Source organism: Enterobacter cloacae complex sp. 382A5 (genome assembly GCF_050031095.1).
Lineage (GTDB): Bacteria > Pseudomonadota > Gammaproteobacteria > Enterobacterales > Enterobacteriaceae > Enterobacter > Enterobacter cloacae.
Genome location: NZ_JBLGVK010000001.1, coordinates 1,433,149 through 1,456,568, shown reverse-complemented (window position 1 = coordinate 1,456,568; position 23,420 = coordinate 1,433,149). Strand labels below are relative to the sequence as shown.

The 23,420-nt window shown below is 58.0% G+C and carries 16 protein-coding genes and 1 pseudogene; 9 read left to right on the top strand and 8 right to left on the bottom strand.

Translation table 11 applies throughout. The annotated features are described in order from the left end of the window. Positions 1 to 120 precede the first annotated feature (120 nt). Complete coding sequence (gene rimO / locus ACQG2G_RS06860) at positions 121 to 1,446, top strand: 30S ribosomal protein S12 methylthiotransferase RimO (RefSeq protein ID WP_013097432.1); 1,326 nt, start codon at positions 121 to 123, stop codon at positions 1,444 to 1,446. A 63-nt stretch (positions 1,447 to 1,509) separates the two neighbouring features. Here rimO and gsiD read toward each other — a convergent pair whose 3' ends face one another. From gsiD to iaaA, 5 genes and pseudogenes are all read right to left on the bottom strand, one after another. Continuing rightward, positions 1,510 to 2,421: a glutathione ABC transporter permease GsiD gene (gene gsiD, locus ACQG2G_RS06855; RefSeq protein WP_061772089.1), complete on the bottom strand. Its 912-nt coding sequence runs from the start codon at positions 2,419 to 2,421 to the stop codon at positions 1,510 to 1,512. Position 2,422: 1 nt separating this feature from the next. Then, on the bottom strand, positions 2,423 to 3,343 hold the full coding sequence (gene gsiC / locus ACQG2G_RS06850) for a glutathione ABC transporter permease GsiC (protein WP_020689877.1): 921 nt from the start codon (positions 3,341 to 3,343) through the stop codon (positions 2,423 to 2,425). 5 nt (positions 3,344 to 3,348) lie between these two features. Beyond that, positions 3,349 to 4,887, bottom strand: a complete 1,539-nt coding sequence (gsiB, locus tag ACQG2G_RS06845; RefSeq protein ID WP_061772090.1) for a glutathione ABC transporter substrate-binding protein GsiB — start codon at positions 4,885 to 4,887, stop codon at positions 3,349 to 3,351. Between the two features lie 23 nt (positions 4,888 to 4,910). Further along, positions 4,911 to 6,782, bottom strand: coding sequence for a glutathione ABC transporter ATP-binding protein GsiA (gene gsiA, locus ACQG2G_RS06840; protein WP_040020707.1), 1,872 nt, complete (start codon positions 6,780 to 6,782; stop codon positions 4,911 to 4,913). Further along, positions 6,769 to 7,732: pseudogene (gene iaaA / locus ACQG2G_RS06835) on the bottom strand (beta-aspartyl-peptidase). The gene gsiA and the pseudogene iaaA overlap by 14 nt, the downstream one beginning before the upstream one ends. Before the next feature lie 189 nt (positions 7,733 to 7,921). Between iaaA and moeA the strand changes: the two are divergent. Both moeA and moeB read left to right on the top strand, forming a co-directional pair. After that, positions 7,922 to 9,154 carry a molybdopterin molybdotransferase MoeA gene (moeA, locus tag ACQG2G_RS06830; protein ID WP_094085269.1) on the top strand — a complete coding sequence of 411 codons (1,233 nt, stop codon included), beginning with the start codon at positions 7,922 to 7,924 and terminating at the stop codon, positions 9,152 to 9,154. Position 9,155: 1 nt separating this feature from the next. Further along, the gene (gene moeB / locus ACQG2G_RS06825; protein ID WP_029882870.1) at positions 9,156 to 9,908 is read left to right on the top strand and encodes a molybdopterin-synthase adenylyltransferase MoeB; all 753 of its coding nucleotides are present in this window, start codon (positions 9,156 to 9,158) and stop codon (positions 9,906 to 9,908) included. Positions 9,909 to 9,970: 62 nt separating this feature from the next. Here the strand turns inward: moeB and fsa are convergent, their stop codons facing one another. Then, positions 9,971 to 10,633 (bottom strand): fructose-6-phosphate aldolase, encoded by a 663-nt coding sequence (gene fsa, locus ACQG2G_RS06820; RefSeq protein ID WP_094085276.1) that lies wholly within the window; start codon positions 10,631 to 10,633, stop codon positions 9,971 to 9,973. A gap of 127 nt (positions 10,634 to 10,760) precedes the next feature. Here fsa and ACQG2G_RS06815 point away from each other — a divergent pair, with 127 nt between their 5' ends. The 4 genes from ACQG2G_RS06815 to ACQG2G_RS06800 all read left to right on the top strand — a co-directional run bounded on the left by ACQG2G_RS06815 (position 10,761) and on the right by ACQG2G_RS06800 (position 16,486). Continuing rightward, positions 10,761 to 11,660: a glycyl-radical enzyme activating protein gene (locus ACQG2G_RS06815; protein ID WP_045295694.1), complete on the top strand. Its 900-nt coding sequence runs from the start codon at positions 10,761 to 10,763 to the stop codon at positions 11,658 to 11,660. Positions 11,661 to 11,664: 4 nt separating this feature from the next. Then, positions 11,665 to 14,097: a formate C-acetyltransferase/glycerol dehydratase family glycyl radical enzyme gene (locus tag ACQG2G_RS06810; protein ID WP_045295693.1), complete on the top strand. Its 2,433-nt coding sequence runs from the start codon at positions 11,665 to 11,667 to the stop codon at positions 14,095 to 14,097. A 165-nt stretch (positions 14,098 to 14,262) separates the two neighbouring features. After that, complete coding sequence (locus tag ACQG2G_RS06805) at positions 14,263 to 15,078, top strand: Cof-type HAD-IIB family hydrolase (protein ID WP_029882866.1); 816 nt, start codon at positions 14,263 to 14,265, stop codon at positions 15,076 to 15,078. Between the two features lie 151 nt (positions 15,079 to 15,229). Next, positions 15,230 to 16,486, top strand: a complete 1,257-nt coding sequence (locus ACQG2G_RS06800; RefSeq protein ID WP_029882865.1) for a DUF1479 domain-containing protein — start codon at positions 15,230 to 15,232, stop codon at positions 16,484 to 16,486. On the opposite strand, the gene ACQG2G_RS06795 is transcribed toward ACQG2G_RS06800, so the two are convergent. Then, the gene (locus tag ACQG2G_RS06795) at positions 16,483 to 17,556 is read right to left on the bottom strand and encodes a LacI family DNA-binding transcriptional regulator (protein ID WP_048971702.1); all 1,074 of its coding nucleotides are present in this window, start codon (positions 17,554 to 17,556) and stop codon (positions 16,483 to 16,485) included. The two genes, ACQG2G_RS06800 and ACQG2G_RS06795, sit on opposite strands and share 4 nt — an antisense overlap. A 286-nt stretch (positions 17,557 to 17,842) precedes the next feature. Here ACQG2G_RS06795 and ACQG2G_RS06790 point away from each other — a divergent pair, with 286 nt between their 5' ends. Together ACQG2G_RS06790 and ACQG2G_RS06785 are read left to right on the top strand one after the other, a co-directional pair. Then, the gene (locus tag ACQG2G_RS06790) at positions 17,843 to 19,144 is read left to right on the top strand and encodes an MFS transporter (RefSeq protein WP_023621974.1); all 1,302 of its coding nucleotides are present in this window, start codon (positions 17,843 to 17,845) and stop codon (positions 19,142 to 19,144) included. A gap of 17 nt (positions 19,145 to 19,161) precedes the next feature. Further along, the gene (locus ACQG2G_RS06785; RefSeq protein ID WP_348595924.1) at positions 19,162 to 21,525 is read left to right on the top strand and encodes a glycoside hydrolase family 31 protein; all 2,364 of its coding nucleotides are present in this window, start codon (positions 19,162 to 19,164) and stop codon (positions 21,523 to 21,525) included. A gap of 92 nt (positions 21,526 to 21,617) precedes the next feature. Here the strand turns inward: ACQG2G_RS06785 and ACQG2G_RS06780 are convergent, their stop codons facing one another. Further along, positions 21,618 to 23,213 (bottom strand): ABC-F family ATPase, encoded by a 1,596-nt coding sequence (locus ACQG2G_RS06780; RefSeq protein ID WP_013097447.1) that lies wholly within the window; start codon positions 23,211 to 23,213, stop codon positions 21,618 to 21,620. Positions 23,214 to 23,420: the final 207 nt, after the last annotated feature.

Below are 23,420 nucleotides of genomic sequence, written 5' to 3'. Positions count from 1 at the left end.
ATTCTTTACAATGTTACAACTTGCGCGGACATCATCTGCACTGCAAAGAGTGTATAAATCCCCCGCGATACGCTGTAAAATCCCGCCCTGATAACTCCATAATTGATGAATTTTTAACCTATGAGCAATGTTACGCACCCGCCGAAAATCGGCTTTGTCTCCCTGGGCTGTCCGAAAAACCTGGTGGATTCTGAACGCATCCTGACCGAACTTCGCACCGAGGGCTACGACGTGGTGCCAAGCTACGACAACGCCGACATGGTGATCGTGAACACCTGCGGGTTTATCGACAGCGCGGTTCAGGAATCCCTGGAAGCCATTGGTGAAGCCCTGACGGAAAACGGCAAAGTGATTGTGACCGGCTGCCTGGGCGCAAAAGAGGACCAGATCCGTGAAGTGCACCCGAAGGTGCTGGAGATCACCGGTCCACACAGCTACGAGCAGGTGCTGGAACATGTTCATCACTACGTACCCAAGCCTAAGCACAACCCGTTCCTGAGCCTGGTGCCGGAACAGGGGGTGAAGCTGACGCCGCGTCACTACGCTTACCTGAAAATTTCCGAAGGCTGCAACCATCGCTGCACCTTCTGCATTATCCCGTCCATGCGTGGCGATCTGGTGAGCCGCCCGATTGGCGAAGTGCTGGCAGAAGCCAAACGTCTGGCCGATGCGGGCGTGAAGGAGCTGCTGGTGATCTCCCAGGATACCTCCGCCTACGGCGTGGATGTGAAGCACCGTTCCGGTTTCCACAACGGCGAGCCGGTGAAAACCAGCATGGTCGGCCTGTGCGAACAGCTCGCTAAACTGGGCATCTGGACGCGTCTGCACTACGTTTACCCTTATCCGCACGTTGACGACGTCATCCCGCTGATGGCCGAAGGCAAAATCCTGCCGTACCTGGATATCCCGCTGCAGCACGCCAGCCCGCGTATCCTGAAGCTGATGAAACGCCCAGGCTCCGTTGACCGCCAGCTGGCGCGCATCAAGCAGTGGCGCGAAATCTGCCCGGATCTGACCCTGCGTTCGACCTTCATCGTTGGCTTCCCGGGTGAAACCGAAGAAGACTTCCAGATGCTGCTCGACTTCCTGAAAGAGGCGCGTCTGGACCGCGTAGGCTGCTTCAAGTACAGCCCGGTTGAAGGCGCAACCGCTAACGAACTGGCGGATCAGGTGCCGGAAGAGGTAAAAGAAGAGCGCTGGAACCGCTTCATGCAGCTGCAACAGCAGATCTCTGCTGAACGTCTGCAGGAGAAAGTGGGCCGCGAAATTATGGTCATCATCGACGAAGTTGACGAAGAAGGCGCGATTGGCCGCAGCATGGCGGATGCCCCTGAAATCGACGGCGCGGTGTACCTGAACGGGGAAACCAACGTCAAGCCGGGTGACATCATTCGCGTGAAAGTGGAAAACGCCGACGAGTATGACCTGTGGGGTAGCCGGGTTTAATCTCGCTGCACCTCATTTTCAGGCCGGGTTAGGCGTAGCCGCCACCCGGCACATTCCACTGCCCTACCCCTTAATCTTCGGATCCAGCGCATCGCGCAGCCCATCACCCAGCAGGTTGAACGCCAGCACGGTCAGGAAAATCGCCAGACTCGGGAATATCGCCACGTGCGGCGCAATCACCATATCTGCCCTCGCCTCGTTGAGCATCGCGCCCCACTCCGGCGTCGGTGGCTGGGCCCCTAATCCCAGAAACGACAGGCTGGCGGCGGAAATTATCGACACGCCGATACGCATCGTAAAATAGACCACAATCGACGACACCGTACCCGGCAGAATATGGCTGAACAGGATGTTGGCGTCGCTGGCCCCCATACTGCGGGCGGATTCAATAAAGGTCTGCTGCTTCAGTACCAGCGTATTGCCGCGCACCAGGCGGGCAAACGCCGGGATCGAAAAGACCGCGACGGCGATGATGACATTCGCCATGCCGCTACCCATAATGGCGACAACCGCAATGGCCAGCAAAATGCCGGGGAAGGCAAACAGCACGTCGCAAATGCGCATAATGATCCGGTCCCACCAGCCCTCGTAATACCCTGCCACCAGGCCCAGAACGGTACCGATGACCGCACCGATAAGCACCGCAAACACCCCGGCGGCGAGCGATATCTGCGCGCCCATCAGCACGCGGCTAAAAATATCGCGTCCCAGAGAGTCCACGCCGAACCAGTGCATCATCGACGGTCCGTCATTCAGGCGGTCGTAATCAAAGTAGTTTTCCGCATCATACGGTGCCACCCACGGCGCAATGGCGGCCACCACAATCAGCAGCAGTACAAACAGCCCAGCCGTCATGGCAACAGGCTGGCGACGAAAGCGCCGCCAGAATTCAAACCATGGGGTGCGGATATGGTCCGGCTTCAGCCCCGGCATAGCGTTTACAATGGCCTGACGACGCCAGTTCAACAATCGCATCTTACTTATACCTGATGGCCGGATTAATGGCGGCGTACAGCACATCCACCACTAAATTGATAAGAATAAATTCCAGCGAGAAGAGCAGAACTTCCGCCTGAATGACCGGATAGTCGCGCATCTCGACCGAGTCCACCAGCAGGCGCCCCAGCCCCGGCCAGTTGAAGACCTTTTCCACCACGATAGAGCCCCCCAGCAGGAAGCCGAACTGCAGCCCCATCATGGTCACCACCGGGATCATCGCGTTACGAAAACCGTGCTTGAGGATGACCCACTTCTCGCTCACCCCTTTCGCCCGTGCGGTACGGATGTAATCTTCACTCAACACGTCAACGAACGACGCGCGTGTGAAGCGCGCCATCACCGCGGAGACGGCCGCGCCCAGCGTCATGGACGGCAGGATGTAGTGCTTCCAGGTATCGGCCCCGACGGTGGGCAACCAGCCCAGCTCCACGGAGAAAATCTGCATCAGGAGCATCCCCAGCGCAAAGGCCGGGAAAGAGATCCCGGTCACCGCCAGCGCCATGCCGAGCTTGTCCGGCCAGCGGTTGCGCCAGACGGCAGCGACAATCCCGGCGCCAAGCCCAAACACCACCGCCCAGCACATGCTGGCAATCGTTAACCAGAACGTAGGCATAAAGCGGCTGGCAATCTCTTCCGATACCGGGCGACGCGACACCATCGAGATACCAAAATCGCCCTGCAGCACGTTGCAAATATAATGGAGAAACTGCATGTACAGAGGCTGGTCGAGACCAAGCTGTTTGCGCACCAGTTCAATGACGGTGGCATCCGCCTCTGGCCCGGCCACCAGACGCGCCGGATCGCCCGGCAGCAGATGGACAAACAAAAACACCAGTACCGCCACAATCAGCAGCGTCGGGATAAGCCCCAGCAGGCGTTTACAAACATAATTGAGCATGAGTGTTATTTTAAATCCGCATCGTCAAAGCTAAAGCCCGTATCCGGCATGATGTAAAACCCGGTCAACGCTTTGTTATGCGCCGAAACCAGTTTTTCAACCACCAGCGGTACCCACGGCGACTCTTTCCAGATGATATCCTGTGCGTCTTTGTAGAGGCGCGCTTTCTCATCCGGTTTGGTGGTTTTCAGCGCATCGGCAAGATCTTTATCCACCTGCGGGTTGCTGTAGAATGCCGTGTTGAACAGGGTCGGCGGCCAGTTCTGCGAGGCGAACAGCGGCGACAGCGCCCAGTCAGCCTCACCGGTAGAGGCCGACCAGCCGGTGTAGAACATCCGCACGCCGCTCTCTTTCTGCCCTTTCCCTTCCACTTCTGCCGCACGCTGTCCGGCATCCATCGCGGTGACCTGCACCTTAATACCGACCTGCGCCAGCTGCTGCTGGGTAAACTGCAGCACCTTCTGCGCGGTACTGTGATTATGGGATGACCATAGCGTGGTGCTAAAGCCGTTCGGGAAGCCCGCCTCTTTTAACAGTTCACGGGCTTTCGCCGGATCGTATGGCCACGGCTGATAGCTTTGCGCATAGGCAATAGCCGGGGGCAGCACGCCGGTGGCCGGGGTGGCGAAGCCCGCGAAGGCCACTTTTACCAGCGCCTGACGGTTAATCGCGTAATTGATGGCCTCGCGCACTTTGGGATTATCAAACGGTTTTTGCGTCACGTTCATGCTGGTGTAACGCTGCATAATGGACGGACTGGCCACCAGCTCCAGCTTGCTGTTCTTCTGCAGGATCGCCGCCTGCTCGTACGGGATCGGGAAGGCAAACTGCGCTTCGCCGGTTTGCAGCATCGCCGCGCGGGTGTTGTTATCCACCACCGGACGCCAGGTGATGGTGTCGAGCTTCGGCAGCCCCTGCTGCCAGTAGCCGGCGAATTTCTTCACCTTTACAAAGTCCGTCTGGTTCCAGGTCACCAGCTCATACGGGCCGGTACCGACCGGATGGAACCCAATCTCTTTCCCGTATTTTTTCAGGGCCGCAGGTGAGATCATCGCCGTCGCCGGATGCGCCAGAATATTAATAAAGGCCGAGAACGGCTCTTTCAGGGTAATTTTTACCGTTGTCGGATCGACGGCCTCGGTGCTGGCAATATTTTTATAGAGGTTATAGCGCTTGAGGCTGTTTTCCGGGTTGCTGGCGCGGTCGAGGTTAACCTTCACCGCCTCCGCGTTGAAATCGGTGCCATCCTGGAACTTCACGCCGGTTCTGAGCTTAATGGTATAGACCAGCCCATCATCCGAGACGGTGTACCCCTCTGCCAGCACATTTTTCAGCTTCATCTCTCTGTCCAGGCCAAACAGCCCCTGGTAGAACGACTTGGCGACCGCCTGCGACAGCGTATCGTTGGCGTCATAGGGATCAAGGGTGGTGAAATTGGAGCCGACGGCAACCACCACATCTTTGGCAGCGAACGCGGGAGAGGCGGCCAGGGCTGCCGTCACGCTCGCGGCTAACAGCCATGTACGAGCAACAAATTTAACCATTGTGTTCTCCTGCCTGTTGTACGTTATAACCGCGAAAATGCATTGTCCTGACGCGGAGGGGCAACAAAATGTCCGGGGCCCACTTCACGCAGCGTGACCCGCTCCATGACCTCACCCCGTTTACGAATATTGCTCGGCATCTCATCCTGCAGCAGCACGCGCTGCCCGTGACGGTGTTCAGGATCGGCAACCGGTACTGCAGACATCAGCTTACGGGTGTACGGGTGCTGCGGGTTCTCAAACACCGCCCGCCGCGGACCAATCTCGACGATTTGCCCCAGATACATCACCGCCACGCGATGGCTGATGCGCTCCACCACCGCCATGTCGTGGGAAATAAAAAGAAAGGCAATCCCCAGATCCCGCTGTAAGTCGAGCAATAAATTGATGATTTGCGCGCGGATAGAGACATCCAGCGCCGAGACAGATTCGTCTGCGATCACCACTTTTGGGTTCAGGGCCAGCGCGCGGGCAATACAAATTCGCTGCCGCTGACCGCCGGAAAACTCATGCGGGTAACGCCAGGCATGTTCCGGCTTCAGCCCCACGCGTTCCAGCAGCCACGCCACCCGACGCTGTGCGGCTTCGCCGTCGAGCAGGTTATGCACCCGCAGCGGCTCCATAATCGAATACCCCACCGTATGGCGCGGGTCCAGAGACGCATACGGATCCTGAAAAATAAACTGGATATTCCGCCTCACCGCCTGAAGCTTACTGTCAGGAAGGGTGTCGATACGTTCGCCGTTAAAGGTAATGCTCCCTTCCTGCGACTCCACCAGCCGAAGTAACGCGCGTCCGGTGGTGGATTTGCCGCAGCCCGACTCCCCCACCAGCGCCAGCGTTTCGCCTGGCCATAAATCAAAACTGACATTTTCAACCGCGTGCACTTCACGCTTTACGCGGTTGAAAATGCCGCTGCGCAGAGGAAAACGGGTCACCAGATCCCGCACCTCCAGAATGGGCTTGCCGGGGACCACGGTGTCCTGCTCGGTTTCCTCTTCCTGGCGGCCCGCCGCCTCAAGGGAAATCAGCGGGAAACGGCGCGGAAGATCGCTGCCGTTCATCGCTCCCAGACGCGGAACCGCCGCCAGCAGCGCTTTGGTGTATGGGTGGGCGGGCGCATGGAAAATCTGCTCTACCGTGCCGGTTTCTACCGCCCTGCCCTGGTGCATCACCAGCACGCGATCGGCAATATCCGCGACCACGCCCATATCGTGGGTGATAAACATCACCCCCATCTCCATCTCCTGCTGCAGCACTTTGATAAGCTGCAGGATCTGCGCCTGAATGGTGACATCCAGCGCTGTCGTCGGCTCGTCCGCAATCAATACCGCCGGACGGCACGAGAGCGCCATGGCAATCATCACCCGCTGACGCATCCCGCCGGAGAGCTGATGCGGATAGCGGCCGAGTATGGACTGCGACTCCGGGATACGTACCAGCTCCAGCATCCGTTTGGCTTCCAGAAGCGCTTCATCGCCGCTCAGCCCCTGATGCAGGCGGATGGATTCGGCAATTTGCTCTCCAACCGGGAAGACCGGGTTCAGCGAGGTCATCGGCTCCTGGAAGATCATCGCGATATCCGCCCCGCGCACGCCCTGCATCTGTGCTGCGCTCAGCTCATTTAAATCTATGACCTGACGATTGCGACGGCGCAGAAGCATCTTCTCGCTGCTGATTTGCCCGCCCGTCTGTTCCAGCAGGCGCATCAGCGCCAGCGCGGTGACCGATTTCCCCGAGCCGGACTCACCCACAATCGCCAGCGTTTCGCCGCGGTTGAGTGAGAAGGATAAATTCTCTACTGCGGGGATGAACTGCCGCTCCTCCTGAAACGCAATATTCAGCTGATGGACAGCCAGCACTTCGCGGTTATCCAGCTCTTCACTGTGCGGCACGCGTTGCCCCCTTATTCACGATAGATCCCGGTGCTGGGTTCATCACCGGCATAGCCCCAGGCGCGGTACATCCCTTCGCTGTTGAACGGCAGGGCTACGTTACCCTCACGGTCCACCGCAATGAGTCCACCCTCACCGCCCAGCGCGGGCAACTTTTCCATAACCACACGCTCGCAGGCTTCACTCAGGCTGAGCCCGCCGTAATCCATCAGGGCGGTAATGTCATATGCGGCGAGCGCGCGAATAAACACTTCGCCGGTTCCGGTGCAGGAGACCGCCGCCGTGGCGTTATTGGCATAGCACCCGGCGCCCGGCAGCGGACTGTCGCCAACCCGGCCCGGTAGCTTGTTGGTCATACCGCCGGTTGAGGTGGCCGCCGCCAGATTACCGGCCTTGTCGAGCGCCACCGCGCCAACCGTGCCCATTTTGGTGGTTTCATTGAGCGGTGAGGAGTGGTCCAGCTGGGTCATGCCCGCCGTACGGGCTGCCAGTAGCTGCTGGTAGCGCTCGTCAGTGGAAAAAAGATCCGGCGATACCCGCTCCATCCCGTGTGCGAAGGCAAAGTTCTCCGCCCCAACGCCCGTCAGTAGCACATGAGGACTCTCTTCCATCACCAGTCGCGCCGCCAGAATCGGGTTGCGCAAATGGCTCACGCCCGCCACGGCCCCTGCTTTCAGGGTGACGCCATCCATCACGCAGGCATCCAGCTCGTGCGTCTCGTCACGCGTATACACGGAACCTATCCCCGCATTGAACAGCGGACACTCTTCCAGCAGACGCACTGCTTCGGTCACCACATCCAGCGCGCTTTCGCCCGCCTCCAGCATTCGCTGGCCCGTTTCGACAATGGCGTAGAGCGCATCAATGTAGCGCTTCTCCTGCTCAGGAGTGAGCTGTGCACGGGTAATAGCCCCGGCGCCGCCATGAATTGCGATTACCGCATTAACCATTTCGCCTCACCTGTCAGCCTGCATGGCGGCTTTTTCTATAAATATCATTATCGTTGATGATTCTTCAGATAATTTTTGAATATAGAAAGACGCAACTGCGATGTAAAGGGTACTCATGGTGGGTCATACAGTTAGCCGCACTTTTCTGCCATAATGAGCGCTTTCGTTGTTACTGTGCTGGAGCCCACCATGGATTTTACCGCCGGACTGATGCCGCTTGAGACGGCACTCACGCAGATGCTGGACCGACTTTCCCCGCTGCACGACGTAGAGACGCTGCCGCTGGCGCGCTGTTTTGGTCGTATTGCCGCACGCGACATCATTTCCCCGCTTAACGTGCCGGGGTTTGATAACTCAGCGATGGACGGTTACGCGGTACGCCTGGCGGATCTCCAGACGGGTCAGGCGCTGCCTGTCGCAGGAAAAGCCTTCGCCGGTCAACCGTTTGACGGAGAATGGCCTGTGGGCACTTGCGTGCGCATCATGACCGGCGCGCCGGTTCCTGCAGGCTGCGATGCGGTAGTGATGCAGGAAGAGACCGAACAGACCGCTGACGGCGTGCGCTTTACCGCCAGCGTCAAAGCAGGCCAGAACATCCGCCGCACCGGCGAAGATATTGCTCTTGGCGCAACGGTATTCGCTGCGGGGCAGAAGCTGACGGTGGGTGAACTGCCGGTGCTGGCCTCGCTCGGTATCGCGGACATTGAGGTGATCCGTCAGGTGCGCGTCGCGCTCTTTTCTACCGGTGATGAACTGCAGCTTCCGGGCCAGCCGCTGCAGGACGGGCAGATTTACGACACCAACCGTCTGGCGGTACACCTGATGCTGGAGCAGTTGGGCTGTGAAGTGATCAACCTTGGCATTATTCCTGATGACCCGGAAAAACTGCGCGCCGCCTTTATTGAGGCAGACAACGCGGCCGACGTGGTGATCAGCTCCGGCGGTGTTTCGGTGGGTGAAGCGGATTACACCAAAACCATCCTGGAAGAGCTGGGTGAAATCGCCTTCTGGAAGCTGGCCATCAAGCCGGGCAAACCGTTCGCTTTTGGCAAGCTTAAGCACAGCTGGTTCTGCGGCCTGCCGGGTAACCCGGTCTCTGCCGCCCTGACCTTCTACCAGCTGGTGATCCCGCTGCTGGCGAAGCTTTCGGGCAACCGTGCCAGTCCGCTGCCGGTACGCCAGCGCGTGCGTGCCGCTACGCGCCTTAAGAAATCCCCCGGTCGTCTTGATTTCCAGCGCGGTATTCTGACGCGCAACGCGGAGGGCGAGCTGGAGGTGAGCACCACCGGCCATCAGGGTTCGCACATTTTCAGCTCCTTCAGCCAGGGCAACTGCTTTATCGTGCTGGAGCGCGAGCGTGGCAATGTGGAAGCAGGCGAATGGGTTGAGGTGGAGCACTTTAACCACCTGTTCGGAGGCTGAGATGGCGGCGGAACTGAGCGATGAAGAGATGATGCGCTATAACCGCCAGATTGTGCTGCGCGGTTTTGATTTTGAAGGCCAGGAAGCGCTCAAGGCGGCCAGCGTACTGGTCGTCGGCCTGGGCGGTCTGGGCTGCGCCGCCGCGCAATACCTCGCCGCGGCGGGTGTGGGCAAGATGACGCTGCTGGACTTTGATACCGTGTCGGTGTCAAATCTGCAGCGCCAGACGCTGCACAGCGATGCGACACTTGGCCAGCCGAAGGTGGACTCTGCCCGCGCAGCGTTAACGCGCATCAACCCCCACGTTCAGTTTACCCCGATTAACGCGATGCTGGATGACGAGGCGTTATACGCGCAAATCGCAAAGCACGATCTGGTGCTGGACTGTACTGATAACGTCGCCATCCGCAACCAGCTAAACGCCGGCTGTTTTACCCACAAAACGCCGCTGGTTTCTGGCGCGGCAATCCGCATGGAAGGACAGATCAGCGTCTTTACCTATGCTGAAGGCGAACCGTGTTATCGCTGTCTGAGCCGCCTGTTTGGTGAGAATGCGCTCACCTGCGTCGAGGCGGGCGTGATGGCGCCGTTAGTCGGCGTGATCGGGTCACTGCAGGCGATGGAAGCGATCAAAGTGCTGACCCGTTACGGTACGCCAGCGGCGGGGAAAATTGTGATGTATGACGCAATGACCTGCCAGTTCCGCGAGATGAAGCTGATGCGTAATCCGGGGTGTGAGGTGTGCAGCGGTTAAACCTCGTTGCGGCCTGATGCCCTCACCCCGGCCCTCTCCCACCGGGAGAGGGAGATAACGCGTCAGAGAGCCGTCCGTCCAAACGCCCCCTGCCAGTCCTGCTCAAACTTCACGATCGCCGCATCCACCGCCGGAGAGGTAATAAACTGCTGCGCCACGTCCAGCGGCAGCGTGATGGACTCACAGCCGGCCAGCAGGCAATCCAGCGCCTGACGCGGAGTTTTGAAGCTCGCCGCCAGCACTTTTGATTGCGGGGCATGCAGCGCCAGCAATTGCTGTAATTCCACAACGGTCTGGATCCCGTCTCCGCCCTGCGCATCCACGCGGTTAACGTAAGGCGCGACATACTCTGCCCCCGCCAGCGCGGACAACATCCCCTGTGCGGCACCATATACCGCGGTCCCCAGCGTCGGGATCCCTTCTGCTTTCAGCATTTTGATCGCCGCCAGCCCTTCCGCCGTCACCGGCACTTTCACCACCAGGTCGTTAATGATAGAACGTAGCTTACGCGCATCGTCCACCATGCCTTCGGCGGTCGTGGCCATCACCTGCGCGAACAGACGGCCTTTGCCACCCAGCGCGTCGTGCAGTTCTGGCAGCAGAACCTCAAGCGGCGTTTTGCCTGCCGCCACAATGCTGGGGTTGGTGGTTACGCCCGCCAGCGGGAAGATGCGTGCGAGCTTTTTCACTGCCGCAACGTCAGAAGTGTCGAGATAAAGTTCCATGATGTCGCCCTCAATTTTAGCCTGCACTTACCCTATCACGACAAAACCTGCTCAGGAGTTGACCTGTATCAAGATAACTTTCATTCGAAAGTAATTAATCTTCATATGCAAGATGAGAGGCAAAATCATGATCTTCAATATTCAGCGTTACTCTACCCACGATGGCCCCGGGATCCGTACCGTGGTGTTCCTGAAAGGCTGCTCGCTGGGCTGTCGCTGGTGCCAGAACCCGGAAAGCCGGGCCCGCACGCGGGACGTGCTGTTTGATGCGCGTCTGTGCCTGGACGGCTGCGATCTGTGCCAGCAGGCGGCACCGGGCTGTATCGAACGTGCGCTGAACGGGCTGGTCATCCACCGAGAGAAACTAGACGAACAGACGCTTAACGCCCTTACCGACTGCTGCCCGACGCAGGCGCTCACCGTGTGTGGTGAAGAACGTCAGGTGGAGGAGATCATGGCGACCGTCCTGCGCGATAAGCCGTTTTACGACCGCAGCGGCGGTGGAATCACCCTCTCCGGCGGCGAGCCGTTTATGAACCCCGATCTGGCACTGGCGTTGTTTAAAGCCAGCCATGAACAGGGTATTCATACCGCCGTCGAAACTTGCCTTCACGTGCCGTGGCACTATATCGCACCTTCACTTCCGTATGTCGATCTGTTCCTCGCCGACCTGAAGCATGTGGATGCAGAGGTGTTCAAACAGTGGACGGACGGCTCGGCAAAACGCATCCTGGACAACCTGAAACGCCTGGCGGCGGCCGGGAAAAAAATCATCATTCGCGTGCCGCTGATCCCGGGCTTTAACGCCGATGAAGCCTCTGTTACCGCCATTACCAATTTCGCCGCCGACGAACTGAACGTTCGCGACATTCACTTTCTGCCGTATCACACGCTGGGCATGAACAAATACACCCTGCTCGGCCAACCTTACTCTGCCCCTGACAAACCGCTGGATAACCCTGCGCTACTGGACTTTGCACAGCAGTATGCCTGCCAGAAAGGGTTAACCGCGACCTTACGAGGATAAAACGATGACTACCCTGAATCTCAACACCCTCAGCGAGCGCATTAAAGCGCACAAAATGGCCCTGGTGCATATCGTGAAGCCGCCGGTCTGTACCGAGCGCGCCCAGCACTACACTGAAATGTACCAGCAGCATATGGATAAACCGATCCCGGTGCGTCGCGCGCTGGCGCTGGCGCATCATCTCGCGCAGCGCACCATCTGGATCAAACACGATGAGCTGATCGTTGGTAACCAGGCAAGCGAAGTGCGCGCCGCGCCGATCTTCCCGGAATATACCGTCTCCTGGATTGAGAAAGAGATTGACGATCTGGCGGACCGTCCCGGCGCGGGCTTTGCGGTCAGCGAAGAGAATAAGCGCGTTCTGCATGAGATCTGCCCGTGGTGGCGCGGCCAGACGGTACAGGATCGCTGTTACGGCATGTTCACCGACGAGCAGAAAAGCCTGCTGGAAACCGGCATTATCAAAGCCGAAGGCAACATGACCTCCGGCGATGCCCACCTGGCGGTGAACTTCCCGCTGGTGCTGGAAAAAGGGCTCGACGGCCTGCGTGCTAAAGTGGCCGAGCGCCGCTCGCGCATCAACCTGACGGTGCTGGACGACCTGCACGGCGATCAGTTCCTGAAAGCGATAGATATCGTGCTGGAGGCGGTAAGTCTGCATATCGAACGTTTTGCAGCCCTGGCGCGTGAAATGGCGGCTACCGAATCCCGCGTCAGCCGCCGCGACGAGCTGCTGGCGATAGCGGAAAACTGTGACGCGATTGCCCATGAACCGCCAAAAACCTTCTGGCAGGCGCTGCAGCTGTGCTACTTCATTCAGCTTATCCTGCAGATTGAGTCCAACGGCCACTCCGTGTCGTTCGCCCGCATGGATCAGTATCTCTACCCGTACTACCGTCGCGACGTAGAGCTGAACCAGAGCCTTGACCGCGAGCACGCCATCGAGCTGCTCCACAGCTGCTGGCTGAAGTTGCTGGAAGTGAACAAGATCCGCTCCGGCTCGCACTCCAAAGCCTCCGCAGGCAGCCCGCTGTACCAGAACGTCACCATCGGCGGTCAGAAGCTGGTCAACGGTGAGCCAATGGACGCCGTCAACCCGCTCTCTTACGCGATTCTGGAGTCCTGCGGTCGTCTGCGCTCCACCCAGCCAAACCTGAGCGTGCGTTATCACGCAGGGATGAGCAACGACTTCCTCGACGCCTGCGTGCAGGTGATCCGCTGCGGCTTCGGCATGCCGGCGTTCAACAACGATGAAATCGTGATCCCGGAATTCATCAAGCTCGGCGTGGAAAAAGAAGATGCGTACGACTATGCCGCCATCGGCTGCATCGAAACCGCCGTTGGCGGCAAATGGGGCTACCGCTGCACCGGCATGAGCTTTATTAACTTCGCCCGCGTGATGCTCGCCGCGCTGGAAGGCGGCCGCGATGCCACCAGCGGGAAAGTGTTCCTGCCGCAGGAGAAAGCGCTCTCTGCCGGTAACTTCAGCAATTTCGACGAGGTGATGACGGCCTGGGATACCCAGATCCGCTATTACACCCGTAAATCCATCGAGATTGAGTATGTCGTGGACACCATGCTGGAAGAGAATGTCCACGATATCCTCTGCTCGGCGCTGGTGGATGACTGCATCGAGCGGGCGAAAAGCATCAAGCAGGGCGGTGCGAAGTATGACTGGGTCTCCGGCCTGCAGGTAGGTATTGCCAACCTCGGTAACAGCCTGGCGGCGGTGAAGAAACTGGTGTTCGAGCAGGGCGTCATCGGTCAGCAACAGCTGGCGGCGGCGCTGGCGGATGACTTCGACGGGCTGACGCACGAGCAGCTGCGTCAGCGTCTGATCAACGGTGCGCCGAAGTACGGCAACGATGACGACAGTGTGGACATGCTGCTGACCCGTGCTTATCAGACCTACATTGACGAGCTGAAGCAGTATCACAACCCGCGTTACGGCCGTGGCCCCATTGGCGGTAACTACTACGCGGGCACATCCTCCATCTCCGCAAACGTGCCGTTTGGTGCAGCGACAATGGCGACTCCGGACGGACGCAAAGCGCACACCCCGCTGGCGGAAGGCGCCAGTCCGGCCTCCGGTACCGATCACCTCGGTCCAACGGCGGTAATCGGCTCCGTGGGTAAACTGCCAACCGAAGCGATTCTTGGCGGCGTGCTGTTAAACCAGAAGCTGAACCCGTCAACGCTGGAAAACGACAGCGACCGTCAAAAGCTGATGGTGCTGCTGCGTACCTTCTTCGAGGTGCATAAAGGCTGGCATATTCAGTACAACATCGTTTCACGCGAAACGCTGCTGGACGCGAAGAAACACCCGGACCAGTATCGTGACCTGGTGGTACGCGTCGCAGGCTACTCGGCGTTCTTCACCGCCCTGTCGCCGGATGCACAGGACGATATCATTGCGCGTACGGAGCATACGCTGTAAAAAAACGCCCGGTGGCGCTGCGCTTACCGGGCCTACAATTATCCCCGTAGGCCGGGTAAGGCGAAGCCGCCACCCGGCTTTTCTACTTTCATTCGAAATTAAATTTGTGCTCCCCGTCACCTTGTTATTAGAATGTTTCAAAACGCAGTGACCCAGGAGCACAGTATGACCGTTAAAGTTATCGTCACCGATATGGACGGAACTTTCCTTGATGATGCCAAGCAGTACGATCGTGACCGCTTTCAGGCACAGTTTGAGCAGCTTAAAGCCCGTAATATTGAATTTGTTGTCGCCAGCGGTAACCAGTATTACCAGCTCATCTCCTTCTTCCCGGAACTGAAAGATCAGATCTCCTTCGTGGCGGAAAACGGTGCGCTGGTCTTCGATCACGGTGAACAAATTTTCCACGGCGAGCTGACGCGTCATGAGTCGCAAATCGTTATTGGCGAACTGCTGAAAGACAAAGGGCTGAACTTTGTGGCCTGCGGTCTCGACAGCGCTTACGTCAGCGACCAGGCCCCGGAGGCGTTCGTGGCGCTGATGTCAAAGCACTATCACCGCTTAAAGCGTATCAGCGACTACCGCGACATTAACGACGTGTTGTTTAAGTTCTCCCTGAACCTGCCGGACAGCGATATCCCGAATCTGGTCGATAAACTGCATGTCTCCCTGGACGGCATTATGAAGCCGGTCACCAGCGGCTTTGGTTTTGTCGATTTGATTATCCCCGGCCTGCACAAAGCCAATGGCATCAGCCGTCTGCTGAAACGCTGGAAAGTCTCCCCGCAGGAGTGCGTGGGTATTGGCGACAGCGGCAATGACGCAGAGATGCTGAAGCTGGTGAAATACTCCTTTGCAATGGGCAACGCGGCCGAAAGCATCAGAGACGTAAGCCGTTACAGCACCGACGACAACAACCATCAGGGCGCGCTGAACGTTATTCAGGCGGTGCTGGACCACCACTCCCCGTTCGACGCCTGATTCCCTTCCTGCCGGAGCCGCGCTCCGGCCCCCCTCACTCTTTTTCTATCCTGTGCTACCCATCAATTTTTTAAACTTGCATTAACCAATTTTTAACTTAAAGTATCACATGTAGACATTTTTACTTTCGAATGAAAGATGCGAGGCAGTTATGACGTTTACCAGTGAAACTTTGCCGGCGGATCACAAAGCCGCAATCCGTGAGATGAAGCGCGAGCTACGGGCGCAAATCGGCGATGTGCAGGCGGTGTTCGATAAGCTCAGCGATACCATCGCGACCCGCGTGGCGGAAATTAACGCCCTGAAAAACAAAGGCGAGCCCGTCTGGCCGGTGATCCCGTTTGCGGATGTGAAAAATGGTACCATCACATCCGCGCAGCGTGAGGCGATCAAACGCCGGGGTTGCGCGGTAATAAAAGGTCATTTCCCGCGCGAGCAGGCGCTGGCATGGGATCAGTCGATGCTCGATTACCTCGATCTCAACCAGTTTGATGAAGTCTATAAAGGGCCAGGCGATAACTTCTTTGGTACCTTAACGGCGTCTCGCCCGGAGATTTACCCTATCTACTGGTCACAGGCGCAAATGCAGGCGCGCCAGAGTGAAGAGATGGCGCAGGTGCAGTCGTTTCTGAACCGTCTGTGGACATTCGAGAGCAACGGCAAACAGTGGTTCGACCCGGACGTCAGCGTGATTTACCCGGATCGCATCCGCCGTCGTCCACCGGGCACCACCTCGAAAGGGCTGGGCGCGCATACCGATTCCGGTGCGCTGGAGCGCTGGCTGCTGCCCGCCTATCAGCAGGTTTTCGCCCGCGTCTTTGATGGCAACGTAGAGAAATACGATCCGTGGAATGCTGCGCACCGTACTGAAGTGGAAGAGTACACCGTGGATAACACCACCAAATGTTCGGTGTTCCGCACCTTCCAGGGCTGGACGGCGCTGTCGGACATGATCCCGGGCCAGGGGCTGCTGCACGTGGTGCCAATCCCGGAAGCGATGGCTTATATTCTGCTGCGTCCGCTGCTGGATGACGTGCCGGAGGACGAACTGTGCGGCGTCGCGCCGGGGCGCGTTCTGCCGGTGTCAGAGAAATGGCACCCGCTGCTTATCGAAGCGCTCACCAGCATTCCGGCACTGGAGGCGGGCGATTCGGTGTGGTGGCACTGCGATGTGATCCACTCCGTCGCGCCGGTTGAGGATCAACAGGGCTGGGGCAACGTGATGTACATTCCTGCCGCGCCAATGTGCGAGAAGAACCTCGCCTACGCGAAGAAGGTGAAAGCGGCGCTGGAAACCGGGGCATCGCCGGGTGATTTCCCGCGCGAAGATTATGAAAAAACCTGGCAGGATCGCTTTACCGTGGCCGATCTCAATATCCACGGCAAGCGTGCGCTGGGCATGGCTTAACTGTCGTACAGCCCTTCCCGCTCAACGGCGGTGCGTCGTTTCCCCTGACGTATCCGCCGGACCGATTCCCGTACGGTCAGGGTGCCGTTAAGCAATAGCGTGCCTGATGGCGCCTCCGGGCGCATCAGCCGCTGCTGGAGCATATGTACCGCTTCGGTGCCCAGCTCATCACGCGGGACATGTACCGCGGTTAACGGTACATCCTGAATGGCCGCCAGATTAAAGCCGTCAATGCTCATCACCGAGATATCCTGCGGCACGCGCAACCCCTGTTTTTGCAGGGCGCTGATGGTGCCCGCCGCCATAAAGTCACCACCCACCAGAAACGCAGTCGGCAAGTCTTTCCCCTGCATGTGGCTCAGCCAGTCGGTGACCAGTTGCTCTGTTTCGCGAGCGCTGAAGCTCGGCGCCACCAGCAAATCGCGTTTATCGTTGAACTTCAGGTTGTGTGACTGCCATGCATCGCGGATCCCCGCAAGGCGCAGCTCCATGGTGTAACGCCGCAGGCACAACACATTCATCACCTCACGGTGTCCCATTTCAAACAGATAGTCCGCCGCCCGCTCGCCAATGGCCCGATGGTCCGGCGCGACGGCAGGCAGGCGCATATGCCGGTCGCGGCAGTTAATCAGCATACAGGGTTTACCGACATCCACTGCCAGGTCGTGGATATGCGGATCGTCAATGCCGAGGAGGATGGCGGCCTGGGTGTCCGGCTCGTTCATTCGCGCCAGAAACAGCTGGGCGTCGCTGTCGTTCTCCTCCAGCGCGCAGTAACGCAGGCGAACATCGTACGAGGCCAGGCCTTTGCTTACGCTCTGGATCACACGGTAGTAAAAGATGTCAGACCGCTCGTCAAAGGCGCGCTGTGGGGCGAAGACAACGAGACTGTTGAGCAGCAAACGGCCCGCAGCCATTCCGTCCAGCACCCCCAGCTCGCGCGCGCATGCCAGCACCTTCGCACGTGCTTTTTCACTGGTATTCGCCTTCCCGGCAAGGACCCGCGAAACGGTGCTGATGGAGAGCTGAGTCCGGGCAGCGATTTCGGTGATTTTTAGCCTTTTGTCCATTTTGTGATCTGGCTCCATTTGCGAAATGACAAAATTTTCATAGCGTGGATATCAGGCAATAGCTGATGTCAAAGCCATGATGCCAAATGATGTCGCTCAGTTATGAGAAATTTTGCACAAAATCCACTATTGCCCTCTCATTTTCTCCCTTAAGGTGAAGTTGTCACACAACTTCCATACTAGTTGTATAGCAACTTGAAGCGGTAAAACAGATAACAATCAACGTCATAAATCTGTGTGACACCTGAACCTCCGTCCCCTTACCGTCCGTCTTGTGGAGAGTAAAATGAGTCAGGACATTAATAACACCGTTGCGGCAAGCAAAACCCGTCGCGTCATTAAAAACTTGCGCTGGTATGTGCTGGTGCTGTTCTTACTTGGCGTCACCGTTAACTACATCACCCGAAACTCACTCGGGATCCTCGCCCCGGAACTGAAAGAGAGCCTCGGGATCACCACCGAGCAGTACTCCTGGATCGTCGGGGCATTCCAGATCGCCTACACCATTTTCCAGCCTCTGTGCGGCTGGCTGATCGACGTGATCGGCCTGAAGATTGGCTTTATGATTTGCGCCGGGATCTGGGCGCTGATGTGTATTTTCCACGCGGGTGCCGGGAGCTGGCTGCACCTTGCCATCCTGCGCTTCTTTATGGGGGCTTCTGAAGCCGCCGCCACGCCCGCAAACGCCAAAACCATTGGTGAATGGTTCCCGAAATCGGAACGTCCTGTGGCAGCCGGCTGGGCTGGTGTGGGCTTCTCCATTGGCGCGATGCTGGCTCCGCCTATCATCTACTTCGCGCACGCCTCGTTTGGCTGGCAGGGCGCGTTTATGTTCACCGGCGTGCTGGCGCTGCTGTGGGTGATCCTGTGGTGGGCGTTCTACCACAATCCGGAACAGCACCCGAACCTGAGCAAAGACGAGCTGGCGTTTATCAAGCAGGATAACGAACCGCCTGCAGTAAAACTGCCCTTCCTGACCGCGCTGAAAACCGTCTCAAAAAATAAACGCTTCTACGGTATCGCCATCCCGGCCTTTATGGCGGAACCGGCCTGGGCAGTGCTGAGTTTCTGGGTGCCGCTGTATCTCGCCAAAGAGCACGGCATGGACCTGAAGCAGATCGCGATGTTTGCCTGGCTGCCGTTCCTGGCCGCCGATCTCGGCAGCGTGGCAAGCGGTTACCTCACCCGTCTGTATACCCGCCTGTTTGGCTGCTCCCGCGTCAACTCCGTGGTGGCAAGCTCCGTCACCGGCGCGTTCCTGATGATCTCTCTGGCCGTCGTCGCCATTACCCGCGACCCGTACATCACCATCGTGCTGATCTCCATCGGCGGTTTCGGGCATCAGATCATCTCCTGCATGCTCAGCGCCCTGGTGGTGGAGTCGTTCGATAAAGGCCAGATGGCGACCGTTAACGGTATGCGCGGCTCGGCGGCGTGGATCGCCAGCTTCCTGTTCTCGCTGTTGATTGGTGTGACCGCCGACAAAATCGGCTTCAACCCGCTCTTTATTGCCATGGGTTTCTTTGACCTGATTGGCGCTGTTTTCCTGGTGGCATTTATTGCTGAACGTCGCGCCAAGCGCGCCTGATAGTGGATGTATTGCATATGAAAACCCTGAAAAACTGGACCGTCGATAAGCAATCGGCCAACCATCTGGAACTGCTGGTGGATAACCAGCACCGCCTGTGCCTGTATGTGCTGGAAGAGAACCTGTTCCGCGTACTGATCAAACGTAAAGGTGAGCTGGCGCTGGACCGCACCTGGAGCATCGCCCCGGAAGAAGATGTGCCGTGGGAAGGCCGTCGTCGCGACGATCTGAGCGGCTTCACCTGCCCTGCCTGGACGCTAAGCCAGCAGGATGAGGGGCTGACAATTGCCACAGAACAGCTGCGTGTGACCGTTCATCAGCCGCTGTGGCTGGAGTGGCACTATCGCAATGACACCGGTGAGTGGCAGCCGCTGGTCAATGACCGTCCGACCAGCGCCTATCTGCTGAACGCTCACGGCGACGGGGTGGCACACTACCTGAGCCGTCGCAAGGACGAGCGTTTTTACGGCCTGGGTGAGAAAGCGGGCGACCTGCAGCGCAACGGTAAGCGCTTCGAGATGCGCAACCTCGACGCCATGGGCTACAACGCGGCCAGCACCGACCCGCTGTACAAACACATCCCGTTTACCCTTACCCGCCGCGATGACGTGAGTTACGGCCTGTTCTACGACAACCTGAGCAGCTGCTGGCTGGATCTGGGCAACGAAATTGATAACTACCACACCGCCTACCGTCGCTGGCAGGCGGAAGCGGGTGATATCGATTACTACCTCTTTACCGGCAAACGGGTGCTGGACGTCACCAAAGCCTTTGTGCGCCTGACCGGGAAAACGCTGTTCGGGCCGAAATGGAGCCTGGGCTACAGCGGGTCGACCATGCATTACACCGACGCGCCGGACGCGCAGAATCAACTGATGAATTTTATTCGCCTGTGCGAAGAGCATGCGATCCCGTGCGACTCGTTCCAGCTCTCATCGGGTTATACCTCAATCAACGGCAAGCGCTATGTCTTTAACTGGAACTACGACAAAGTGCCGCAACCGAAGGTGATGACCCAAGCATTCCACGATGCGGGGCTGCGGCTGGCGGCAAACATCAAGCCGTGCCTGCTGCAGGACCACCCGCGCTATAGCGAAGTGGCGGAAAACGGCCTGTTCATTCGTGATTCAGAAACCGACGCACCAGAACGCTCCAGCTTCTGGGATGACGAAGGTTCCCACCTCGACTTTACCAACCCGCAGACGGTGAAATGGTGGCAGGAAGGAGTCACCACGCAGCTGCTGGAGATGGGGATCGACTCCACCTGGAACGATAACAACGAGTACGAAGTGTGGGATGGCGAAGCGCGCTGCCATGGTTTTGGCAAGGAGATCGCTATCAAACACATCCGCCCGGTGATGCCGCTGCTGATGATGCGCGCCTCGCTGGAAGCGCAGCAGCGGTTTGCCCCGGAAAAGCGCCCGTATCTGATCTCCCGTTCCGGCTGCGCCGGGATGCAACGTTACGTTCAGACCTGGAGCGGCGATAACCGCACCAACTGGGACACCCTACGCTATAACATCCGCATGGGACTGGGTATGAGCCTGTCCGGGCTGTTTAACGTTGGCCATGACGTGGGCGGTTTTTCTGGCGACAAACCCGACGCCGAACTGTTTGTCCGCTGGGTGCAGAACGGCGTGATGCACCCGCGCTTTACCATTCACTCGTGGAACGATGACCACACGGTGAACGAGCCGTGGATGTATCCGGGCGTCACCCCCGCTATTCGCGGTGCTATTGAGCTGCGCTATCGTCTGCTGCCGTATCTCTACACCCTGCTCTGGCAGGCGCATGCCGATGACGAACCGATGCTGCGCCCAACCTTCCTCGACCACGAACACGATGCGCAGACCTTTGAAGAGTGCGACGAGTTCCTGCTGGGCCGGGACCTGCTGGTGGCAAGCGTGGTGGAGGCCGGACAGCGCGAGCGCCGTCTCTGGCTGCCGGATAACGAAACCGGCTGGTACGATTTTTACACCCACGCGTGGTACGCGGGCGGGCAGTGGATCGCTCTGGATGCACCGCTGGAAAAACTGCCGCTGCTGGTGCGCACCGGTGCCGGTCTGCCGCTCAGCGAACGCATCACTCACGTCAGCGCGGAAAAAGACGACACCCGCGAGCTGAAGCTGTTCCCTGTCAAAGGCGTGGGCACCAGCACCGGTCTGCTGTTTGAAGATGACGGTGAAAGCTGGGGCTATCAGAACGGCAATGCGCTGTGGGTAGAGTGGGAAATGGTGTGCGATGGGGCAACCATCAATTTGAAGATCACTGCGCACGGAGATTATCGTCCGGCGTGGAAAGCACTGAAGGTGTCATTACCGGCGGGGGAAAAACGCAGGCTGCTGGTGAATGGGATTGAAGGGAGTGAGTGGGTGATGTAGTGCGGCCTGATGCCCTCACCCTAACCCTCTCCCACAGGGAGAGGGAACAGAACGTAGGCCGGGTAAGGCGAAGCCGCCACCCGGCTTTTTTTTTAGTTCTCGATACCTTTGCTGCGCAGATAATCTTCATAGTTACCGGTGAAGTCCACCACGCGCTCTGGCGTAATTTCAATCACGCGGGTCGCCAGCGAGCTGACGAACTCACGGTCGTGAGAGACGAAGATCAGGGTGCCCTGGTACATCTCCAGCGCCATGTTCAGCGATTCGATAGATTCCATATCCAGGTGGTTGGTCGGTTCGTCCATCACCAGAATGTTCGGTTTTTCCATCATCAGCTTGCCGAACAGCATACGGCCCTTCTCTCCACCGGAGAGCACTTTAGCAGGCTTCTTGATGTCGTCCTGGCTGAACAGCAGACGCCCCAGAATACTGCGCACCGCCTGCTCATCGTCGCCTTCCTGCTTCCACTGGCTCATCCAGTCGAAGACGGTCAGGTCGTTTTCAAATTCATATTCATGATCCTGCGCGTAATAACCAATTTGCGCGTTTTCGGACCATTTTACGCTCCCGTTGTCCGGCTGCAGTTCGCCGACCAGGGTTTTCAGCATGGTGGATTTACCCACGCCGTTGGCACCCAGAATGGCGATCTTCTCGCCCACTTCCAGCAGCAGGTTGAAGTTTTTAAACAGCGGGCCTTCATCAAAACCTTTGGTAAGGGCTTCCACTTCCAGCGCGTTACGGAACAGTTTCTTGTCCTGCTCGAAACGGATGAACGGGTTCTGACGGCTGGAAGCTTTAACCTCTTCCAGTTTGATTTTGTCAATCTGGCGAGCACGCGATGTTGCCTGACGGGATTTAGAGGCGTTGGCGCTAAAGCGACTGACGAAGGACTGCAGGTCCGCAATCTGCGCTTTCTTCTTGGCGTTATCCGCCAGCAGACGTTCACGCGCCTGGGTGGCCGCCGTCATGTATTCGTCGTAGTTGCCCGGGTAAACACGCAGCTCACCGTAATCCAGATCCGCCATGTGCGTACACACCATGTTCAGGAAGTGACGGTCGTGCGAGATGATGATCATGGTGCTGTCACGGTCGTTGAGCGTCTGCTCCAGCCAGCGGATGGTGTCGATGTCCAGGTTGTTCGTCGGTTCATCGAGCAGCAGAATGTCCGGGTTAGAGAACAGTGCCTGCGCCAGCAGCACACGCAGCTTCCAGCCGGGTGCCACTTCGCTCATCGGGCCGTAATGCTGTTCGACCGGAATGCCCACGCCCAGCAGCAGCTCGCCCGCACGCGCTTCTGCAGAATAACCGTCCATTTCGCCGTATTGCGTCTCCAGATCGGCCACTTTGTAGCCATCTTCTTCGCTCATTTCGGCCAGCGCATAGATACGGTCGCGCTCCTGCTTCACTTCCCACAGCTCCGCGTGCCCCATGATCACGGTGTCGAGCACGGTGAACTCTTCAAAGGCGAACTGATCCTGACGCAGTTTACCGATGCGCTCGTTGGGATCGAGCGACACGTTGCCGAGCGTCGGCTCCAGGTCACCGCCGAGGATCTTCATAAAGGTGGATTTACCGCTACCGTTGGCACCAATCAGGCCGTAACGGTTGCCGCCGCCAAATTTGACGGAAATGTTTTCGAACAGCGGCTTACTGCCAAACTGCATAGTGACGTTGCTGGTAACTAACACGGGGAGATTCCTGCGAAAAGTGTGATAAACACGGCATTATGCCACAATTCCGAATTGAGATCCTGTGTTGCGACGCTCCGCTAAACTTTAACAAAATCGAAAAAAATGTGATTTCGTACACATCTGAATTCCCTGTTAGCGGGAATGCACATATAATGCGCTCCCATCACAGATTCAGACTTATCAACTCACGCCTGAATGGCTTAG

Excerpts from the sequence above, each read along its gene's own strand:
- ACQG2G_RS06795 (WP_048971702.1), bottom strand. The coding sequence starts at position 17,556 with ATGGACAAAAGGCTAAAAATCACCGAAATCGCTGCCCGGACTCAGCTC.
- gsiB (WP_061772090.1), bottom strand. The coding sequence starts at position 4,887 with ATGGTTAAATTTGTTGCTCGTACATGGCTGTTAGCCGCGAGCGTGACG.
- ACQG2G_RS06800 (WP_029882865.1), top strand. The coding sequence starts at position 15,230 with ATGACGTTTACCAGTGAAACTTTGCCGGCGGATCACAAAGCCGCAATC.
- ACQG2G_RS06810 (WP_045295693.1), top strand. The coding sequence starts at position 11,665 with ATGACTACCCTGAATCTCAACACCCTCAGCGAGCGCATTAAAGCGCAC.
- rimO (WP_013097432.1), top strand. The coding sequence starts at position 121 with ATGAGCAATGTTACGCACCCGCCGAAAATCGGCTTTGTCTCCCTGGGC.
- ACQG2G_RS06790 (WP_023621974.1), top strand. The coding sequence starts at position 17,843 with ATGAGTCAGGACATTAATAACACCGTTGCGGCAAGCAAAACCCGTCGC.
- gsiD (WP_061772089.1), bottom strand. The coding sequence starts at position 2,421 with ATGCGATTGTTGAACTGGCGTCGTCAGGCCATTGTAAACGCTATGCCG.
- moeB (WP_029882870.1), top strand. The coding sequence starts at position 9,156 with ATGGCGGCGGAACTGAGCGATGAAGAGATGATGCGCTATAACCGCCAG.
- moeA (WP_094085269.1), top strand. The coding sequence starts at position 7,922 with ATGGATTTTACCGCCGGACTGATGCCGCTTGAGACGGCACTCACGCAG.
- ACQG2G_RS06815 (WP_045295694.1), top strand. The coding sequence starts at position 10,761 with ATGATCTTCAATATTCAGCGTTACTCTACCCACGATGGCCCCGGGATC.
- gsiC (WP_020689877.1), bottom strand. The coding sequence starts at position 3,343 with ATGCTCAATTATGTTTGTAAACGCCTGCTGGGGCTTATCCCGACGCTG.
- ACQG2G_RS06805 (WP_029882866.1), top strand. The coding sequence starts at position 14,263 with ATGACCGTTAAAGTTATCGTCACCGATATGGACGGAACTTTCCTTGAT.
- fsa (WP_094085276.1), bottom strand. The coding sequence starts at position 10,633 with ATGGAACTTTATCTCGACACTTCTGACGTTGCGGCAGTGAAAAAGCTC.
- ACQG2G_RS06785 (WP_348595924.1), top strand. The coding sequence starts at position 19,162 with ATGAAAACCCTGAAAAACTGGACCGTCGATAAGCAATCGGCCAACCAT.